Source organism: Brucella sp. TWI432 (assembly GCF_039674445.1).
Lineage (GTDB): Bacteria > Pseudomonadota > Alphaproteobacteria > Rhizobiales > Rhizobiaceae > Brucella > Brucella chromiisoli.
Genome location: NZ_JBDJNL010000024.1, coordinates 23,627 through 41,308 on the forward strand (window position 1 = coordinate 23,627; position 17,682 = coordinate 41,308).

Genomic DNA, 17,682 nt, shown 5'->3' on the forward strand with positions numbered 1-17,682 from the left:
GTTAAACCTGGCTTTGCATGAGGTAAGAAATGAGCCAGACGATAATCGCCAGCGTGATGATAAGGCCCAGCCCGCGCCCGACGCGGGTAGCCCAGAGTTCGATTTTGTCATCCTCCGGGGCATCATTGGCAGCAAGATGGCTTGCGGTACGGGCAAACCCGCGCCGAACAATACCTCCAGCGCCGGTTTGCTCGCGCTCCAGACGTTCAAGAATGCGCTGCGCCTCGTCCTGACGCTCGCGTCCCGGACTGCCACCCTCACCTATGCCCGCCTGCTGGCGCTCACCCATAATCTGCCTGCCCTCAAGAAAAGACTCGTATCGTGGACACACTATGCAACATCACGTCCTGATTGCTGTTCTGCAAGCAGAATATTGTCTGATCAATTCAGTTTTACGATCAGCTTACCAAAATTGCCGCCTTCCAGCATGGAAATGAAAGCTTTGGGCGCATTTTCAAGCCCGACCACAATATCCTCACGGTAACGCACTTGACCATCAGCAACCCACTTTGCCATGTCGCGCTGGAATGCTGGCCCTTGGTCGGCAAAATCCCGCACGATAAAGCCGCGAATTGTCATGCTTTTGGTGAGAATGTCACGCATGAGCAATGGCAGCCGGTCCGGCCCGTCAAAAGCGCCGCTCTGATTATATTGTGCAATCAGTCCACACACCGGAACACGTGCAAAGGGATTAAGTAGCGGCAGCACAGCATCAAAAACCTTACCGCCGACATTCTCGAAGTAAACATCAATGCCTTTCGGGCAAGCCAACGCCAGTTCCTGCGCAAAATTATCGGAACGATGATCAAGCGCTGCATCAAAGCCGAAATCATCAATCAGTGCTTTGCACTTGTCCGGCCCACCGGCGATACCGACTGCGCGCGCACCTTTGAGCTTGGCAATCTGGCCCACGGCAGAACCGACGGGTCCGGTCGCAGCTGCAACCACAACTGTTTCACCCTCTTTCGGCTGCCCGATCGTCAACAGGCCGGAATAAGCGGTGAAGCCTGGCATGCCCATAACACCGAGCGCCGTCGTGACAGGCACTTGCTTTGGATCGAGTTTACGCAATGTGGATGCCTCGGCAACCGCATAGCTCTGCCAACCGGAATAAGAGAGAACGAAATCGCCCGGAACAAAGCCTGCGCTTTTACTTTCTACCACTTCGCCAACGGTTCCGCCTTCCATGACAGCACCGATCTCAACGGGCGCTGCATAGGATTTTGCCGCACTCATGCGCCCACGCATATACGGATCAAGCGAGAGATAGCGGATTTTGAGCAACACCTGACCTTCGCCCAACGCAGGAATCTCTGCCGTTTCAAGTCGAAAGTGTTCCGCAGTCGGTCGTCCTTCGGGACGCGATGCAAGGACAATACGATGGTTGGTTTTTGCACTCATAAATCTCACTCCTGATAATCGCTACAACTCTATGCCTTTAATTAGCGCGTAAAAGCGAAAAGTGGATGTCATGACACAAAGATTGCGCAACAAAAGAAAACCCCGCCCATGAAAAGAAGTCATGGGCGGGGCTTTCTCACTTGAAAACAGAATGAGTTATTTCATCGTCGGGATGACAAACTCTGCACCATCCTTCACGCCGGAAGGCCAGCGCGAGGTAACTGTCTTGGTCTTGGTGTAGAAGCGGAATGCATCCGGGCCGTGCTGGTTGAGATCGCCGAAGCCCGAAGCCTTCCAGCCACCAAAGGTGTAGTAGGCAATCGGAACCGGAATCGGCACGTTGATGCCGACCATGCCGACCTGAACACGGCTGGCAAAATCACGCGCTGCATCACCGTCGCGGGTGAAGATGGCAACGCCATTGCCATATTCATGTTCATTTGGCAGAGCGAGCGCTTCTTCGTAGTTCTTGGCGCGAACAACCGAAAGAACCGGGCCGAAGATTTCTTCCTTATAGATGCGCATATCCGGCGTTACATGATCAAACAGACAGCCGCCCATATAGAAGCCGTTCTCATAACCCTGCATCTTGAAGCCACGGCCATCAACGACGAGCTTTGCGCCTTCCTCAACGCCGAGATCGACATAGCCACGAATGCGCTCAAGTGCTGCCTTGGTAACAACCGGACCAAAATCGGCGGAATTGTCCGTTGATGGGCCAATTTTCAGCGCTTCAACGCGTGGAATCAGCTTTTCCATAAGACGGTTTGCAGTGTCTTCACCAACCGGAACCGCAACAGAGATCGCCATGCAGCGTTCGCCTGCTGAACCGTAACCAGCGCCAATCAGCGCATCGACCGTCTGATCGATATCGGCATCCGGCATGATCAGCATGTGGTTCTTGGCACCGCCAAAGCACTGAACGCGCTTGCCGTTTGAGCAGCCACGACCATAGATATATTGTGCAATCGGTGTCGAACCAACGAAACCGATGGCCTGAACATCCTTATCGTCGAGCAGCGCATCGACCGCATCCTTGTCGCCATTGACGACGTTGAAAATGCCTGCCGGAAGGCCAGCTTCCATGAACAGTTCAGCCAGACGCATCGGCACACCCGGATCACGTTCCGATGGCTTGAGCACGAAAGCATTGCCGCAGGCAATCGCCGGGCCAGCTTTCCACAGTGGGATCATGGCCGGGAAGTTGAACGGCGTGATACCGGCTACAACACCGAGCGGCTGACGCATCGAATAGGTGTCGATGCCCGTGCCTGCATTGTCAGTGAATTCGCCTTTGAGCATGTGCGCGGAACCGAGGCAGACTTCCACCACTTCGAGACCGCGCTGAATGTCGCCCTTCGCGTCAGCAATCGTCTTGCCATGTTCACGCGCCAGCAATTCAGCAAGGCTGTCATATTCTGCTTCAACGAGTTCGAGGAACTTGCGCAGAATGCGCACGCGGCGCTGCGGATTGGTGGCAGCCCATGCTGGTTGCGCTGCCTTGGCATTTTCGACCGCCGCACGCACTTCATCTTTGGTGGCCAGCGCCACAGTACCCTGAACCGTGCCATCCAGCGGCTGATAAATATCAGCCGTGCGACCGCTTTTGCCAGCAACATGCTTGCCGCCGATGAAATGTCCTACAGTGCGCATGAAAACGCCTCCCTTATGTTTATCCCTTGAGGCGGCAAAAGACCGCCTTCTTAAGGCCTATCCTGACTCTGCAAATTCATGATTGCAAGGCACTGAAAAGCGTATCCGTTGTGCATTTTTTATAGTACAAAATCATAGGGAGGCAAAATGCCATGAACTGGGATGATATTCGTATTTTTCTCGCCGTTGCACGCTCGGGGCAGATTCTGGGTGCGGCCAAAAGATTGGGCCTTAACCACACCACGGTTGCACGCCGTCTGACCGCTCTTGAAACTGCACTTTCAACGACCCTTCTGACACGCCGCACCAACGGCTCCACACTCACACAGGCAGGCGAAGAATTTCTCTTAGCAGCCGAACGCATGGAAGCAGAGATGCTTTCCGCCCGCGCGCAGGTTGGCAATGCCGATGTTGCCGTGTCCGGCACGGTGCGGATTGGCGCGCCGGATGGCTTTGGGGTCAATTTTCTTGCGCCCCGGCTTGCGCGCCTGACGCAGCAATATCCCGATCTCACCATTCAGCTGGTTCCAGTGCCGCGTTCGTTCTCGCTGTCGCGGCGTGAAGCCGATATCGCGATTACCGTTGAAAGACCTGAGCAAGGCAGGCTGATTGCCCGCAGGCTGGTGGATTATACGCTTGGTCTTTATGCCCATCGCAGCTATCTCGAAGAGCATGGGACACCGCAGAGCACGGATGAGTTGAGCGGTCACAGACTGATCGGTTATGTTGAAGACCTTGTGGTTAATCCATCACTTGCCTACGCATCGGAGATTTGCCGCGACTGGAAACCAGATTTTGAAGTGTCGAGCGCACTGGGTCAGGTGGAAGCCGTGCGGGCCGGTGCAGGTATCGGCATTCTTCATGCATTTATCGCACGTGCTGATTCCGATCTCGTGCCGCTATTTCCTGATCGCACCATCCGCCGCGCCTATTGGCTGACCTATCACGAATCCGCACGCACGCTTCGCCGCGTAACGGCAGTTTCCGCGCTGATTTCAGAACTGGTCGAAAACGAAAAATCGCTTTTTAGCTAACCTTCATATAGACAACCATGGCCCCGACAATCATCGCGGCGGGTACGAACAAGGCATCAAGACCAATAAAATAATGGCCGAGGCCACCGCCGACAGCGCCAAGCATCAAGGCCAGCCAAACCGCGACATGCTGCAACCACCGCCACTTCGGTGTTTCACCGCGCAGCGAACAGGCAAGATCGGCAGCAGCATTAAAAAGCGTGCCCGTCACGTAAGTTACACCCAGACGGGCAGCGCCAATCGGTTGCACGGCCGCGTTTTGCGCGCCCATTGCGGCGGCAAGCAGCAGGACCGGCTGGATAAACATTGCGCCTTCGCGCCGCAAAACGCCAACCAACAATAAAATCGCTACCACACTGGCCATCACATAAAGACTACCCGCACGACCGTAAGCGCGAACGACAAGTGTTCCGAAGAAAGCGCCCAGGAAAAACAGGACAATCAGGATAGCGGGAAACCAGATCAGGACCTCGCCCTGCACGCCCGGCTGCCCGGCAATCGCAGTCCCAAGTTGCGTGGTGTTGCCACTCATGAACGATGCAAAGAAACCGCCCAGTTGCAGGAAGGCAATTGCATCAACGAAACCAGCGGATGCAGTCAGAGCCAAGCCAAGCGATAGCTTCGAATTCGGTGTCATTCTTCTTAAGCTTTGAAAGATGCTGGCCGGTCCTTAAAACCGGGCCATTATGATGATTGGTAGAGAGCGCAATCCGACCGCAGTGATCCGAGGTCGTCAGACGCGCTTGACGATCCGCAGGATTATCAGAAGGATGGCAGCGCCGATAAAGGCATTGACGATTGAGGCAACCACGCCGCCGCCAACCGAAAAGCCAAGACGCGGCAGCAGCCAACCCGCAAAAAAGGCGCCGATCACACCCACAATAATATTGCCGATAACACCAAAACCACCACCCTGCACGACCTTGCCTGCCAGCCAGCCGGCAATAAGACCAACGAACAGGAATACAAGAAGACTCATACCATCCATAAGAATTTCTCCCTCTGAGAACGCATCCACGACGCATTTGCGGTGAGTTGACTATGAGTCGGGCTTACTGGCAAGAGGCTTGCATTCTAAGGCGCGAGATGCTGGAAAGCGCTGACGACTTCTTCGTAAACCTTGCGCTTGAACGGCACGATCAATTCCGGCAGTTCCCGCATTGGCTTCCACGCCCATTCCTCAAACTCAGCCGTATGGCCACCGGGCGGCGGATTGATCGCGATTTCGCTCTCATCACCCTCAAAACGATAGGCAAACCATTTCTGGGTCTGTCCGCGATATTTGCCTTTCAGCGCATGCCCAACGAGACGCGCTGGCAGGTCGTAATTGATCCAGTTCGGCGCTTCTTCAAGCAGTGACACAGACTTCATGCCGGTTTCTTCATAAAGCTCACGCAGCGATGCCACAGCTGGGTCTTCGCCCTTGTCAATGCCGCCCTGCGGCATTTGCCAGAGCTGCGTTGCACCATCCATTTCGTCACCCGGAATGACAATGCGTCGCCCGGCCCAGACAAGACCCGCTTTATTGAGCACCATCAACCCAACACAGGGACGATATGGCAGGCTTTCAGGATCGACAGGGCCTTTGTGCTTCGACATGGTATCTCCGTATGCATGCGTTTAAATCAAGTGTTATGCGGCAATTCATAGCGTTTCAATGGCATTGAACTGCGACAAAAAGAAAACGCGGAAGCCTGAACTCCCGCGCTTTATTTCTCCTTCAAGCGTGACTGCTGATTAGTTCAGAACGCTCTTTTTCGGGTCTGGCGGGAAGGCTACATTGGCAACTTCACCACGCAAAAGCTTCAGCGCGTCATTGAGCTGAACATCGTCCTTAGGCTCAAGCGGCACATAAGCAGCAGATCCCGAACCGGCATCATCTTCTTCATTGCCTTTGATATGGCCTTTCAGTTCGGATTCGCCGCGCACAACATCTTCGCCACGCATTTCAGGCGGCAGCGGCTGTTCAACCTTGATGTCCGGGGTAATACCCTTGCCCTGAATCGACTTGCCGGATGGTGTGTAATAGAGTGCGGTCGTCAGACGCAACGAGCCATTCTCACCAAGCGGAATGATGGTCTGCACAGAACCCTTACCAAAGGACTGCGTACCCAGCACGGTCGCACGGCGATGATCCTGCAACGCACCGGCAACGATTTCGGACGCACTGGCCGAGCCGCCATTGATCAAAACAATCAGTGGCTTGCCGTTTGTAAGATCACCTTTATGGGCATCAAAGCGCGTCACATCCTGCGGATCACGCCCACGGGTCGAAACGATCTCACCCTTGTCAAGGAAGGTGTCAGAAACAGCTACCGCCTGATCAAGTAGACCACCCGGATTAAGCCGCAAGTCAAGCACATAGCCCTTGAGCTTGTCAGCAGGCACCTTTTCCTGAATATCCTTGATCGCTTTCTTGAGATCATCCGACGTCTGTTCGGTAAAGGAAATCACACGCAGATAGCCGACATCGTTTTCGATACGCGAACGAACAGCCTTCACCTTGATCACCGCGCGATCAATCTTAAGCGTGATTGGCTTGTCCGCACCCTGACGGATCAGCGTGAGTTCAATCGGGGAACCGACCTCACCGCGCATCTTTTCAACAGCATCAGCGAGGCTGAGACCACGGACTTCCTGTCCATCGATCTTGCTGATCAGATCACCCGCAAGAACGCCGGCTTTGGAAGCAGGCGTATCATCAATGGGCGCGATGACCTTCACGAGGTCATTATCCATGGTGACTTCGATGCCAAGCCCGCCGAACTCGCCCTTGGTCTGCACGCGCATGTCCTGTGCGGCTTCCGGGTTGAGATAGGAAGAATGCGGATCAAGCGACGTCAACATGCCATTGATCGCGCTTTCCGTCAGCTTCTTGTCATCGGGGGGCGTCACATATTGCTGACGCACGCGCTCGAAAATATCACCGAAGAGAGCCAGGTCCTTATAGACATCGCTGTCTTTCCCCGCTGCCGCAAAGGCCGTGGAAGCAGGCGCGCCCTGAACCATCACCATGGCTGACGCCCCCAGAAGGGCTCCGGCGAACAGCAGCGACAGTTTACGTATCATTTTGTGTCCTTCCAGAAAGCCGCTCGGACCACCACGGGGCCGGATCAACGGGTTTTCCATCTTTTCGAAACTCAATGTAAAGCAATGGCGCGCCATTGCCCACTTCAATGGGTGCAACACTTGCGAGAAGTTTTTCACCCATCGCGCCGACCGGCTCCCCGGCAAGAACAAACTGACCTTGCGCCACGTCGATTCGGCCCATGCCTGCCATCACGATATGATAGCCATTGCCAGCATCAAGGATCAAGAGTTGCCCATAAGATCTGAATGTACCCGCATATAATACTACGCCATCGGAAGGTGACGTAATCGTGGCAGCAGGCAAAGTTTCGACAATCTGCCCCATCATGTTGCCGCCGACACCATCCTTGTCACCAAAATGGCGGATCAACTTGCCAGAAGCAGGCAAAATCAGCCTTCCACGCAAGGATGTAAAGTCAAGCTGCGCCTCCAGACGGCCAACATCAGGCGTTGTTTCTCCGGCCTTTTCACGGGCCTTCGCCAGACGCTCGGCCTCGGCCTTGCGGGCTGCATCGGCTGCATCACGCACGCCAGCCATCTGCTTATCCAGTCCGTCGATCAACTCCTTGAGGCTGCCCGCTTTTGCGGCAAGTTCTTCCGAACGCTTGCGCTGCGCATCCATTTCCTGCTCGGATTGGGCCTGCAATTTCTTTTTTTCTTCAAGAAGAAGTGATTGCCGCTTCTGCTCTTCGGCCTGCGCAGTGCGCGTGGTTTTCAATTTTTCCTGCTCCTGCTGGATAGAAGCAGTCACGCGCTGCATGTCTTTGAGATCACCCGCAAGTTCCTCCACCTGCCCACGCATTTCCGGCACCACCGCGCCAAGCAAAACAGCACTACGCACCGATGCCAAAGCATCATCGGGCCGCACGAGGATAGCAGGCGGCGGATTCAGGCCCATGCGCTGCAATGCGGCCAAAACCTCAGACAGAACGTTACGCCGCGCCCGCAAAGAGATGCGAATTCCTTCTTCCTGCTCCCGCAGCGCAACCAGTTTATCAGCACTATCAGCAATATCCTGCTGCAATTTCTTGTCCGTCTTGGCAGACTGGATCAATGCCGCCGTTATCGTTACCTGATCTTTTTTGAGGTTTGCAACTTCGCCTTCAAGCTGCTTGAGCTTATCGCCCGTAACCGACAATTCGGTGGTAAGCTGCTCATATTCACTCGCCGCCTTCTCACGCTGCTCTTGCAGCGCTTCCTGTGCGAAAACCTGCGGCATGCCTGCCATAAGAGCAGTCGCAACAAAGCCCACCCGCATGAATGCAGGCAGCAAAGGCATTTTTGAAAGGCGACAAGAACTCATGATCTGCTATATCAGGAAAAAAGAAGGCCAAAACTAGCCGCAGAGCATTAAGGAATTGTTAGCTATAAGCAATCCGTAAAAATTTCGCCTCGGCCATTGGTCCTATTCGTCATTTCTGGTGAAACTGCGCGCAATTACGGCGCAAGATCAGGGTAACTCTGCACATATTGTTGCATTTCACGCCGATAGCGCCAGACGGCGCGGGCGCGGTGTTTCCAAAGATCGCGGCGTGGCCGCTTCCATGGCTTTTCCGGACCATGGAAATGAACAATGATATCCGGCACAGATTTACTTTCCTCGACATCGCCACCAAGTCGGGCAATGTGGCGCCGCTGCCTGGCAGCCCGGCTCCATGAAGAATTATAAGCCGGGTTGAGCAGATGTACGCGATCCCGAAAAACATTGTTGAGATGGTCCTGATCGCCCAATGGACACGCGGACGCACGAACAAGATCTTGCATTGCCTGATGTAGTTCCGGCTCTGCCCGAATGGCATCCGTATCAAGCAGCAGAACGCCGGAATTGAAATAGCGCGATATATCGCTTTGCTGCATCAATTCCTGTAACTCACGCACACGCGGCAAACATTTTTCGCGCACCTTGAGGCTACGTGAAGACCATTTCGCCACAACACAATCGCGCACCGCGCCAATCGGGCAGCCTTTGAGATCAAGGCCGAAAAGTGGGGCGACATCACCCACCACCTGCGTGTCGCCATCAATATAAAGAACGCGCCCTGAAATTCGGGCCGGAATATGCAAACGCCCCATGGATGCCGCCGAAATATAAGCCGTTGGGCCCTTTGCGCCCTCAAGATCAGCGCTCGTCAGAGAAAGGCTATTCAACGTAACTGACGGATTGGTGGAAGCGACCCGATGCACAGCTTCCCAATCCTGCTCACTTAGTCCATCACCCCAGAAATGGATGATGCCGGGGACAGACAAGTGACGCAGAACGCCCCACATCGCCACAAGTGTGGGTTTGAGAAACCCGTGATCGGTCACAAAGACGATCTGCGGCAGCGTTTTATTCGTCGATGAAAGCGACATGTAATTCTTCAGATGATGCACGAGGCAGTTACGAAACCCGACCCGTCGCATTAGCTATTAGAAGAACGTGAAATAATTAGGACCGATGATAGGGATGACCCGCAAGAATCGTCGCCGCGCGATATAATTGTTCAGCAACCAGAATGCGGGCTATCTGATGCGGCCAAGTCAGTTCACCGAGCGCCAAAACCAGATCGGCACGCGAACGCAAAGCGGGATCGTGTCCATCCGGGCCACCAATGGCGACAATCAGCTGACGCTTACCAGCATCACGCATACGGCCAATGCGTTCAGCAAAAGCTTCCGAGCCAAGCGCCTTGCCGCGCTCATCAAGCAGGATAAGAGCAGCACCATTATCCAGTGCTTCATGGATACGCTGTGCTTCTTCGGCCTTGCGCAGTTCAGCCGTTTGTCCGCGACTTTCGGGAATTTCGCTCACACCGGCGAATTCGAGCCCAAGCGGTGGGCCCGCCTTGGAAAAACGGTCAAAATAACGCTCGACCAACTCCCGCTCGGGGCCGGCTTTCATCCGGCCCACGGCCATCACACTCACACGCATCGCGTCCTCTTACGACTTAGAGCGCATCTGGATCTCATAAAAACAGAGAGCAACGCTCTAACTCTTTCTTTTAACGCGCATCTTTATCCGAAAACCGTTTCACACTTTTCAGGATGCGCTCCAATCAGTGCACCGTTCCCGATGCGCGCTGATCTTCGAAATCGTCGTTGATCCAGATTTTTTCCAGATTGTAGAAATCACGGATTTCCGGGCGGAAAATATGGACGACAATATCACCAGTATCGATGAGAACCCAATCCCCACCTTCGAGTCCTTCGACCCGCATATCTTTGCAGCCCATTTCGCGAAGCGCCTGCAAAAGATGGTCAGCGACAGCCGTCACATGACGATGCGAACGACCAGACGCGACGATCATAAAATCGCCGATCGAAGATCTTCCGCGAATGTCGATGGGAATAATAGATTCTGCTTTGGAGTTTTCGAGACTGGCCAAAGCCGCGTCGAAGGTCTGGGACACGAAAGCTGTTTCGTTCATCCCGACCGCTGAAGGCGCGTGGTGAGCCTTCTTCTCAATTGCTGTTCTCAGTGTAGTTCCTTTCTGTCAAGAACAACGCAGTACGGCAGTTATAAGCACCGCACATGCCTAAGATAGGCAGAGTCCTTGCATTCTTTCAAGCTTTTTGGGGTGATAAGCCCATTCACTTTTTCAGTTTTTGTTTGCGGAGCGCCGTCGACGAAAGCGATGATCGCGGTCCGTGAATAAAGGTCCATGCCGGTGGCGAGCGCCGCGCCAGAATTGGCGCGTAATGTTCATCCAACCGGCTGCGGGAAAAGGTCTGCGCCATCCGCGATGACAGATAGGCCAAGGTCGAACCCGGTCGGTCAATAACTGCGATCGGAAACGTCTGCGCAATCTCACGCCAGCGCTGCCAGCGATGAAACGATGCGAGATTGTCTGCGCCCATAACCCAAACGAAATGCACGCCGGGATTGGCCTTGGCAATCAGCGCCAGAGTGTCGGCTGTGTAGCGCACATTAAACGCTGCTTCCAGTGCCGTCACCTTGATGCGCGGATCGCTGGCCACATGCTCGCTCAGCTCCAACCGTTCACAAAGCGGTGCAAGTTCGCGCTTATCCTTCAGCGGATTGCCGGGCGTCACCATCCACCAAAGCTGATCAAGCTTTAGCCGTCGAATAGCGATTTCAGCGACCAGCGCATGGCCACCATGTGGTGGGTTGAACGAGCCGCCAAACAGGCCGACCGTCATGCCCTTTTCGACATGTGGCATACGCAAATAACGCGCATCGACGCCCGGATAACGCGTTTTTAATGCGGGAAGCCCGAAGCCAAAACGCATCAGCCTCTGACCTGTCCGTTTCCACGAACACGATATTTGAAGGAAGTCAGCTGTTCGACCCCAACCGGACCACGCGCGTGCATCTTGCCCGTTGCGATACCAATTTCAGCGCCCATGCCGAACTCACCACCATCTGCAAACTGCGTCGAGGCATTGTGCAGAAGAATGGCCGAGTCGATCTCGTTGAAGAAGCGCATAACGACATCCGCATCCTCAGCCACAACCGCTTCGGTGTGGTGCGAGGAGTAACGGTTGATATGCTCAATCGCACCCGAAACACCATCGACCAGCGCCACCGAAATAATCGCATCGAGATATTCGGTCGACCAGTCTTCTTCGCTGGCAGGCTTGGCACTTGTATACAGTGCTCGCACTTCGTCCCTGCCGCGAATTTCACAACCCTTGGCAGCTAGATCTTCAAGAACCGGCACCAGATGCGTTTGAGCCACTCCGCGATCCACAAGCAAGGTTTCGGTTGCACCGCAAATGCCGGTGCGGCGCATCTTGGCATTCACCGCAATCGCACGCGCCATGTCGAGATCAGCCGACTTGTCGATATAGAGATGACAGATGCCTTCAAGATGCGCGAAAACCGGCACGCGCGCTTCCGATTGCACCCGCGCCACGAGGCTTTTGCCGCCGCGAGGGACAATCACGTCAATCGCGCCATTCAGACCTTTGAGCATTTCGCCAACCGCAGCACGGTCTGTAACCGGCACGATCTGGATAGCATCGGCAGGCAATTGCGCTGCCTCCAGTCCCGCAACCAGTGCCTTGTGGATGGCTGCCGACGAATGCGCGGAGTCTGATCCGCCGCGCAGGATAACCGCATTGCCAGCCTTAAGGCATAGCGCGCCAGCATCTGCCGTCACATTGGGACGGCTTTCATAAATCACACCGATGACGCCCAATGGTGTACGAACGCGCTCGATATGGAGACCATTCGGACGATCCCATTCGGCAATCACTTCACCGACTGGGTCATTCAATTCAGCAATAGCGCGAATGCCGTCGGCAATCGCCTGAATACGACCGTCATCCAGTGTCAGCCGATCAACAAACGAAGCCGCCATGCCGCTTTCGGCGGCACTGGCAAGATCAAGCTTGTTGGCTCTCAGAATGGCATCTTTGCTTGCAAGAATGCTATCTGCGGCAGCTAGCAGAGCTTTGTTTTTCTGTTGAGGCGAAGCGATGGATAGCGGAGCCGCTGCCTGTCTGGCTTTACGACCAACCTCTGCCATGATGGCTGCGATGTCAGTTCCGGCATCCACTTTGTTCAACATCCTCTTCCCCTTATGCTTCTTCAGTCTCGGTGGTGGTCATACCCCGTACCACCAGATCATTCCGATGGATCATCGCGCTGCGTGCATCATAGCCAAGAATGGCACTGATCTCATCGCTTTTGTGCCCGGCAATTTTTCGCGCATCTTCCGCATCATAAGCAATCAGGCCGCGCGCAATTTCCCGGCCTTCTTCATTGAAAACCGCAACCGTATCGCCCCGTTCAAACTGGCCTTCAATCTCTCTCACGCCGGCAGGCAAAAGCGACTTGCCGGATTTCAGCGCTTTGGCTGCACCAGCATCAACTTTCAAACGACCAGCTGGCTCAAGATTGCCGGAAATCCAGGTCTTCCAAGCATTCACCGGCGCACGCGCTGGCTCAAACAATGTCGCCCGCTCACCACGATCAATAGCCGAAAGCGGCCCCATCCGTGTACCGGAGGTGATAATCATCGCGGTGCCTGCCGCATTGGCAATCTTGCCGGCGTCAAGCTTGGTCTTCATGCCACCGCGCGAAAGCTCGGAAGCAGCAGCACCTGCCATCGCCTCAATCTGGGGTGTGATTGTTGTAACGAGCGGAAGAAACTGCGCATTCGGGTCCTTATGCGGCGGTGCCGTATAAAGCCCATCAATATCCGAGAGCAGGATCAGAAGATCAGCCCCCATCATGGTGGCAACACGGGCTGCAAGGCGATCATTATCGCCATAACGAATTTCGGTTGTCGCAACCGTATCATTCTCATTGATGATTGGCACAGCGCCAAGCTTCAGAAGCGTTTCAATCGTTGCGCGCGCATTGAGATAACGGCGACGCTCTTCTGTATCCGAAAGCGTCACCAGAATCTGCCCCGACTTGATGTCATGGCCACCAAGCACATCGGCATAGGCTTTTGCGAGCGCAATTTGCCCAGCGGCGGCGGCGGCCTGACTTTCTTCCAGCTTGAGCGATTTTTTCGGCAAACCAAGAACAGTACGTCCAAGTGCTATAGCACCGGACGAAACCACCAGAACTTCGACGCCCACATGATGAAGCGCCGCAATGTCCTGACCCAGGCTCTCAAGCCAGTTTTGCTTGAGCCCGGTCGCGCGGTCCACCAGAAGGGCGGAACCGATTTTGATAACGATGCGGCGGTAGTTTTTGAGTTGTTTGAGCATGTCTTCAGTTCCTGCGCCGCATCTTCAACTGTTATTCTTCTTCAGCCGCACCGGCTTCAACTGCACGACTTTTATCGATGACGGCAGCCAGCTGGCGAAGCGCATCGTTCAAGCCTTCATGGCTAACGGCCGAAAGCAACAGCGGATCGCGGCCACACGCCTTCTTGAGCGCCTTCACCTTTTGCTTGCGTGCATCCGGATCAAGCGTATCGATCTGCGACAGCGCCACGATTTCAGGTTTCTCGGTAAGGCCATGCTCATAGGCCTCCAGCTCACCGCGAATAACCTGATAAGCCTTCGCCACATCGTCTTCCTGCGCAGACACCAAATGCAGAAGCACGCGGGTACGCTCGACGTGACCGAGGAAGCGGTCGCCAAGGCCGATGCCTTCGCTTGCACCTTCAATCAGACCCGGAATATCCGCAATCACAAACTCACGTGCATCGACGCGCGCAACACCGAGATTGGGGTGCAACGTGGTAAAAGGATAATCGGCAATCTTAGGTTTTGCAGCCGTCACACTTGCGAGGAATGTCGATTTACCCGCATTCGGCAGGCCGACCAGACCCGCATCAGCAATCAGCTTGAGCCGCAACCGAATAGTACGCTCGATACCTTCCTGCCCCAGATTGGCACGACGTGGCGCGCGATTGGTCGAAGTCGTGAAATGCAGATTGCCAAAGCCGCCATTGCCGCCCTTGGCCAAACGATAACGCTGACCAATTTCGGTGATGTCGCAGATCAGCGTTTCATCATCTTCTTCAAAAATCTGCGTGCCGACCGGCACTTTGAGGACGACATCATCGCCTTTGCCGCCGGTCATATTGCGGCCCATGCCATGCATGCCAGTCTTGGCCCGGAAATGCTGCTGATAACGGTAGTCAATCAGCGTATTGAGGCCATTGACGGCTTCCACCCAGACGTCGCCACCGCGTCCGCCATCGCCGCCATCAGGACCGCCGAATTCAAGAAACTTCTCGCGGCGGAACGACACGGCCCCCGCCCCACCATTGCCGGAGCGGATATAGATCTTGGCCTGATCGAGAAATTTCATTGAACCCTACCTCTTGCGACGCAATAGAAACGTGATTGGATGCGTCTTAAACCTTGGGACTGCGCACAATCTCGCGCAATCCGATTTGCAATTACAGCAAAACCTGTGCCCTGCAAACAGCAGAAGCATAAGGTTTTCAGCCTAAATTCAGTTTCCATGCGGAATCACTGAAATCGATATAGAGCAATTCCTGATCCAGATATTGCCCTTTGACATAAAGCGACTTTGGCTCAACACCATAGGATTTGAAACCGAGGCCATAATAGATACGCTTTGCAGGCTCATTGGTCGCCACGACTTTCGCATCCAATATCACAACATGCCGGGCCGCGTGTTCGATAATCTGCCCAACAAGTGCTCTGCCAAGTCGCAAGCCCCGCGCTTCCGGCGCGACATAGACGCTGACCAGCGTACCACGGTGACGCTCGGATCGACGTTCATGGCGATGTAAACCAGCGATACCCATCAGGTTTTCACCATCAAAGGCACCGAAAATGACATTGCCGTTCACCTGCTCCAAGCGGCGCGCAAACACGCTGTCGGAATAGGCGTTTTCTTCTTCAAAGGTCGACCCGAAAGCCTGCGGCGCCAGCTGCAATGCAGACAGGCGTATCGCGCGGAACCGGTGCAGGTCTCCCTTATCCAATGCGCGAACAACAACCCTTTCACGGGTTACAGCATAAATATCGTTCATTATATTCCCCGATGTTTATCGGCCCTGCTCTTTTCAGCAGGGCCGTCTCTTTTGATTATACCTGCCAGCTTCTCAGGCCGATCCAGGTCCGCCGATCAAGAACATAGCGCTCGACAGGGACATTTCCCGAAGCGAGCGAATCCGCCATGCCCATGCTGCTGAACTGAAAGCCACACTTATGAATCACGCGACGCGAACCGACATTGCTTGCGTGGCATGAGACATGCAGACGCTCAATTGGCGTGGCCCGAAAGGCAAGATCGATCAATGCGTGGGCAGCTTCCGTGGCAAAACCATGCCCCCAATAAGGCTCGCCCAGCCAATAGCCAATCTCCAGACCTTCGCCATGGCTATGCGGATGGATGCCACAACACCCCATAAAGATTCCGGTTTCAGCTTGGGTAATCGCGTAAATGCAATTGCCCATCTCGCCTTTTCGGACGCGCTCTACAAAATCGATGGCATTTTCGCGGCTGTATGGATGAGGCATACGGGCGAGCATAGCAGAGACGCGGGCGTTATTGGCAAGATAGGAAATTGCATCCACGTCTTCGGTATGTGGCGGGCGGAGAACCAGCCTGTCCGTGACGAGGACGGGGCAATCTAAACCGGGCGAGAGATCAGCATAACTGGCCTCCCGCTCGCTACAGCTCTCGTAATATTCTTCTTCTAAAACGTCGACGACCATTTGTCTGTCCTCCAGATGCAAAAAGGGAAGATGGTGGTCCCATCTTCCCTTCGATCTTTTGGCTGGTCGCCATATATACCGGGTCCAATGGGACGCCGGTATTTATGAGTGCCCGGCTTACTCTGCTGCTTCTGCGATCGGGTTAACCGATACGTAGGTGCGGCCGTTGGCTTTCGTGCGGAAAGCAACGGAACCATTGGTGGTAGCAAAAATAGTGTGGTCTTTACCGAGGCCAACATTGGCGCCAGGATGCCACTTCGTGCCGCGCTGGCGCACGATGATGTTGCCAGAAACGACAGCTTCGCCGCCGAACTTCTTCACGCCAAGGCGCTTCGACTCTGAATCGCGACCGTTACGCGACGAACCACCAGCTTTTTTGTGTGCCATTGGATTTCTCCTTTAATCTCTTCTACTTACTCAGCCGACTCGGCCTTGGCTGCAGCCTTCTTAGGCGCTGCCTTCTTTGGCTTTGCGGCTTCGCCTTCAGCGGCATCTGCCTTAGGAGCCTTCTTCTCAGCGGCCTTCTTCGATGGCTTTGCACCGTCGGTAAGGATCTCCGAGATACGGATCGTCGTCTGTTCCTGACGATGACCGCGGGTGCGCTTCGAATTCTGACGGCGACGCTTCTTGAACGCGATAACCTTGCGTGCACGGCCCTGTTCAACGACTTCGGCCGTTACCAGAGCGCCTGCAACAACTGGCGCACCAACGGTCGAACCGACCATCAAAACTTCTGCGAATTCTACGATGTCGCCAGCTTCGCCAGCAACTTTTTCAATCTTGATAACGTCATTTGCGGCAACGCGATACTGCTTGCCACCGGTCTTAATGACTGCGAACATTTGTTGTCCTTTCGGTTGTTCGGTCCGGCTCTCATTTCCACGACATTTGCGCCGAAGTGATGGGCCGTCTTTTTATCAGTCGGTTGGTGAGTGGGCATTGTGCCCTTGATAACGACTCCGGAAACCCGAAATTTCGCAATCAAAACAATAGGCGCGGATCACCCCACGCCTAAGGTCAGGTGCTTATAGGTTGAAAGCTGCAGGAAAGTCAAGATTTTTCACAACAGAATGCAAATTAGGTCTTGTCTAATTGCATTTGGCTCGTTATTGAGCCGCTACACACTTAGCATTCGCTTTAGATGCTTATCAACGGCGCAGTTTTTATAGATTGCTTTACCGTGGTGCACAATGCGGAGAGGTGGCTGAGTGGTCGAAAGTACCGCACTCGAAATGCGGCGTGGGGGTAACTCCACCGTGGGTTCGAATCCCACCCTCTCCGCCATTTTATCTAGGTCGTGCACTCATAAATAGTCTAGCTATTTGAATGGATTAGTGATTCAAAGGTCTCGGATTTGGAGGTCTTTGATGTCACGTCGCCGCTATGAACTTACAGAACGCGA

Annotated in this window: 20 protein-coding genes and 1 tRNA gene; 2 read left to right on the top strand and 19 right to left on the bottom strand. The window is 54.4% G+C overall.

Annotation, left to right across the window (positions count from 1 at the left end; genetic code table 11):
- Position 1 precedes the first annotated feature (1 nt).
- The 3 genes from ABE527_RS19520 to ABE527_RS19530 form a co-directional block, all read right to left on the bottom strand.
- On the bottom strand, positions 2-289 hold the full coding sequence (locus tag ABE527_RS19520) for a hypothetical protein (protein ID WP_265985188.1): 288 nt from the start codon (positions 287-289) through the stop codon (positions 2-4).
- A gap of 92 nt (positions 290-381) precedes the next feature.
- Complete coding sequence (gene curA / locus ABE527_RS19525; protein WP_499698018.1) at positions 382-1,401, bottom strand: NADPH-dependent curcumin/dihydrocurcumin reductase; 1,020 nt, start codon at positions 1,399-1,401, stop codon at positions 382-384.
- A gap of 156 nt (positions 1,402-1,557) precedes the next feature.
- Positions 1,558-3,054, bottom strand: coding sequence for a CoA-acylating methylmalonate-semialdehyde dehydrogenase (locus tag ABE527_RS19530; protein WP_265985185.1), 1,497 nt, complete (start codon positions 3,052-3,054; stop codon positions 1,558-1,560).
- A gap of 152 nt (positions 3,055-3,206) precedes the next feature.
- Between ABE527_RS19530 and ABE527_RS19535 the strand changes: the two genes are divergently transcribed.
- On the top strand, positions 3,207-4,088 hold the full coding sequence (locus ABE527_RS19535) for a LysR family transcriptional regulator (RefSeq protein ID WP_265985184.1): 882 nt from the start codon (positions 3,207-3,209) through the stop codon (positions 4,086-4,088).
- Here the strand turns inward: ABE527_RS19535 and ABE527_RS19540 are convergent.
- The 16 genes from ABE527_RS19540 to rplU form a co-directional block, all read right to left on the bottom strand.
- Positions 4,081-4,725, bottom strand: coding sequence for a YoaK family protein (locus ABE527_RS19540; RefSeq protein WP_265985183.1), 645 nt, complete (start codon positions 4,723-4,725; stop codon positions 4,081-4,083). The genes ABE527_RS19535 and ABE527_RS19540 overlap by 8 nt on opposite strands.
- Positions 4,726-4,821: 96 nt before the next feature.
- Positions 4,822-5,076, bottom strand: coding sequence for a GlsB/YeaQ/YmgE family stress response membrane protein (locus tag ABE527_RS19545; protein ID WP_265985182.1), 255 nt, complete (start codon positions 5,074-5,076; stop codon positions 4,822-4,824).
- An 86-nt stretch (positions 5,077-5,162) separates the two neighbouring features.
- On the bottom strand, positions 5,163-5,687 hold the full coding sequence (locus tag ABE527_RS19550; protein ID WP_265985181.1) for an RNA pyrophosphohydrolase: 525 nt from the start codon (positions 5,685-5,687) through the stop codon (positions 5,163-5,165).
- Positions 5,688-5,825: 138 nt separating this feature from the next.
- A complete protein-coding gene (locus tag ABE527_RS19555) occupies positions 5,826-7,157 on the bottom strand; it encodes a S41 family peptidase (protein ID WP_499698019.1) in 1,332 nt (443 codons plus the stop codon).
- The gene (locus ABE527_RS19560; RefSeq protein WP_499698025.1) at positions 7,147-8,436 is read right to left on the bottom strand and encodes a murein hydrolase activator EnvC family protein; all 1,290 of its coding nucleotides are present in this window, start codon (positions 8,434-8,436) and stop codon (positions 7,147-7,149) included. Before ABE527_RS19560 ends, ABE527_RS19555 begins: the two co-directional genes overlap by 11 nt.
- Positions 8,437-8,615: 179 nt before the next feature.
- Positions 8,616-9,530, bottom strand: a complete 915-nt coding sequence (locus ABE527_RS19565; protein WP_499698020.1) for a glycosyltransferase family 8 protein — start codon at positions 9,528-9,530, stop codon at positions 8,616-8,618.
- Positions 9,531-9,606: 76 nt separating this feature from the next.
- The gene (gene rlmH / locus ABE527_RS19570) at positions 9,607-10,089 is read right to left on the bottom strand and encodes a 23S rRNA (pseudouridine(1915)-N(3))-methyltransferase RlmH (protein ID WP_499695328.1); all 483 of its coding nucleotides are present in this window, start codon (positions 10,087-10,089) and stop codon (positions 9,607-9,609) included.
- A 124-nt stretch (positions 10,090-10,213) separates the two neighbouring features.
- Complete coding sequence (gene rsfS / locus ABE527_RS19575; protein WP_265985176.1) at positions 10,214-10,585, bottom strand: ribosome silencing factor; 372 nt, start codon at positions 10,583-10,585, stop codon at positions 10,214-10,216.
- Between the two features lie 163 nt (positions 10,586-10,748).
- Positions 10,749-11,408, bottom strand: coding sequence for a nicotinate-nucleotide adenylyltransferase (locus tag ABE527_RS19580; RefSeq protein WP_499698021.1), 660 nt, complete (start codon positions 11,406-11,408; stop codon positions 10,749-10,751).
- On the bottom strand, positions 11,408-12,691 hold the full coding sequence (locus ABE527_RS19585; protein ID WP_499698022.1) for a glutamate-5-semialdehyde dehydrogenase: 1,284 nt from the start codon (positions 12,689-12,691) through the stop codon (positions 11,408-11,410). The genes ABE527_RS19580 and ABE527_RS19585 overlap by 1 nt, the downstream gene beginning before the upstream one ends.
- 10 nt (positions 12,692-12,701) lie before the next feature.
- Positions 12,702-13,844, bottom strand: a complete 1,143-nt coding sequence (proB, locus tag ABE527_RS19590; RefSeq protein ID WP_265985171.1) for a glutamate 5-kinase — start codon at positions 13,842-13,844, stop codon at positions 12,702-12,704.
- Between the two features lie 31 nt (positions 13,845-13,875).
- Positions 13,876-14,898: a GTPase ObgE gene (gene obgE, locus ABE527_RS19595; RefSeq protein WP_499698023.1), complete on the bottom strand. Its 1,023-nt coding sequence runs from the start codon at positions 14,896-14,898 to the stop codon at positions 13,876-13,878.
- Between the two features lie 136 nt (positions 14,899-15,034).
- A complete protein-coding gene (locus ABE527_RS19600) occupies positions 15,035-15,592 on the bottom strand; it encodes a GNAT family N-acetyltransferase (protein ID WP_265985169.1) in 558 nt (185 codons plus the stop codon).
- Between the two features lie 55 nt (positions 15,593-15,647).
- Complete coding sequence (locus ABE527_RS19605; protein WP_265985168.1) at positions 15,648-16,280, bottom strand: GNAT family N-acetyltransferase; 633 nt, start codon at positions 16,278-16,280, stop codon at positions 15,648-15,650.
- Between the two features lie 117 nt (positions 16,281-16,397).
- Positions 16,398-16,667 (bottom strand): 50S ribosomal protein L27, encoded by a 270-nt coding sequence (gene rpmA, locus ABE527_RS19610; RefSeq protein ID WP_007876947.1) that lies wholly within the window; start codon positions 16,665-16,667, stop codon positions 16,398-16,400.
- Positions 16,668-16,693: 26 nt separating this feature from the next.
- Positions 16,694-17,122, bottom strand: coding sequence for a 50S ribosomal protein L21 (gene rplU, locus ABE527_RS19615; RefSeq protein ID WP_265985166.1), 429 nt, complete (start codon positions 17,120-17,122; stop codon positions 16,694-16,696).
- 352 nt (positions 17,123-17,474) lie between these two features.
- Here rplU and ABE527_RS19620 point away from each other — a divergent pair.
- A tRNA-Ser gene (locus ABE527_RS19620) sits at positions 17,475-17,564 on the top strand.
- Positions 17,565-17,682 lie beyond the last annotated feature (118 nt).

Coding starts and splice junctions, on each gene's coding strand:
- rsfS (WP_265985176.1), bottom strand. CDS start 10,585: ATGAACGAAACAGCTTTCGTGTCCCAGACCTTCGACGCGGCTTTGGCC.
- rplU (WP_265985166.1), bottom strand. CDS start 17,122: ATGTTCGCAGTCATTAAGACCGGTGGCAAGCAGTATCGCGTTGCCGCA.
- ABE527_RS19520 (WP_265985188.1), bottom strand. CDS start 289: ATGGGTGAGCGCCAGCAGGCGGGCATAGGTGAGGGTGGCAGTCCGGGA.
- ABE527_RS19585 (WP_499698022.1), bottom strand. CDS start 12,691: ATGTTGAACAAAGTGGATGCCGGAACTGACATCGCAGCCATCATGGCA.
- ABE527_RS19565 (WP_499698020.1), bottom strand. CDS start 9,530: ATGTCGCTTTCATCGACGAATAAAACGCTGCCGCAGATCGTCTTTGTG.
- ABE527_RS19540 (WP_265985183.1), bottom strand. CDS start 4,725: ATGACACCGAATTCGAAGCTATCGCTTGGCTTGGCTCTGACTGCATCC.
- rlmH (WP_499695328.1), bottom strand. CDS start 10,089: ATGCGTGTGAGTGTGATGGCCGTGGGCCGGATGAAAGCCGGCCCCGAG.
- proB (WP_265985171.1), bottom strand. CDS start 13,844: ATGCTCAAACAACTCAAAAACTACCGCCGCATCGTTATCAAAATCGGT.
- curA (WP_499698018.1), bottom strand. CDS start 1,401: ATGAGTGCAAAAACCAACCATCGTATTGTCCTTGCATCGCGTCCCGAA.
- ABE527_RS19605 (WP_265985168.1), bottom strand. CDS start 16,280: ATGGTCGTCGACGTTTTAGAAGAAGAATATTACGAGAGCTGTAGCGAG.
- obgE (WP_499698023.1), bottom strand. CDS start 14,898: ATGAAATTTCTCGATCAGGCCAAGATCTATATCCGCTCCGGCAATGGT.
- ABE527_RS19555 (WP_499698019.1), bottom strand. CDS start 7,157: ATGATACGTAAACTGTCGCTGCTGTTCGCCGGAGCCCTTCTGGGGGCG.
- ABE527_RS19545 (WP_265985182.1), bottom strand. CDS start 5,076: ATGGATGGTATGAGTCTTCTTGTATTCCTGTTCGTTGGTCTTATTGCC.
- ABE527_RS19535 (WP_265985184.1), top strand. CDS start 3,207: ATGAACTGGGATGATATTCGTATTTTTCTCGCCGTTGCACGCTCGGGG.
- ABE527_RS19560 (WP_499698025.1), bottom strand. CDS start 8,436: ATGCGGGTGGGCTTTGTTGCGACTGCTCTTATGGCAGGCATGCCGCAG.
- rpmA (WP_007876947.1), bottom strand. CDS start 16,667: ATGGCACACAAAAAAGCTGGTGGTTCGTCGCGTAACGGTCGCGATTCA.
- ABE527_RS19600 (WP_265985169.1), bottom strand. CDS start 15,592: ATGAACGATATTTATGCTGTAACCCGTGAAAGGGTTGTTGTTCGCGCA.
- ABE527_RS19580 (WP_499698021.1), bottom strand. CDS start 11,408: ATGCGTTTTGGCTTCGGGCTTCCCGCATTAAAAACGCGTTATCCGGGC.
- ABE527_RS19530 (WP_265985185.1), bottom strand. CDS start 3,054: ATGCGCACTGTAGGACATTTCATCGGCGGCAAGCATGTTGCTGGCAAA.
- ABE527_RS19550 (WP_265985181.1), bottom strand. CDS start 5,687: ATGTCGAAGCACAAAGGCCCTGTCGATCCTGAAAGCCTGCCATATCGT.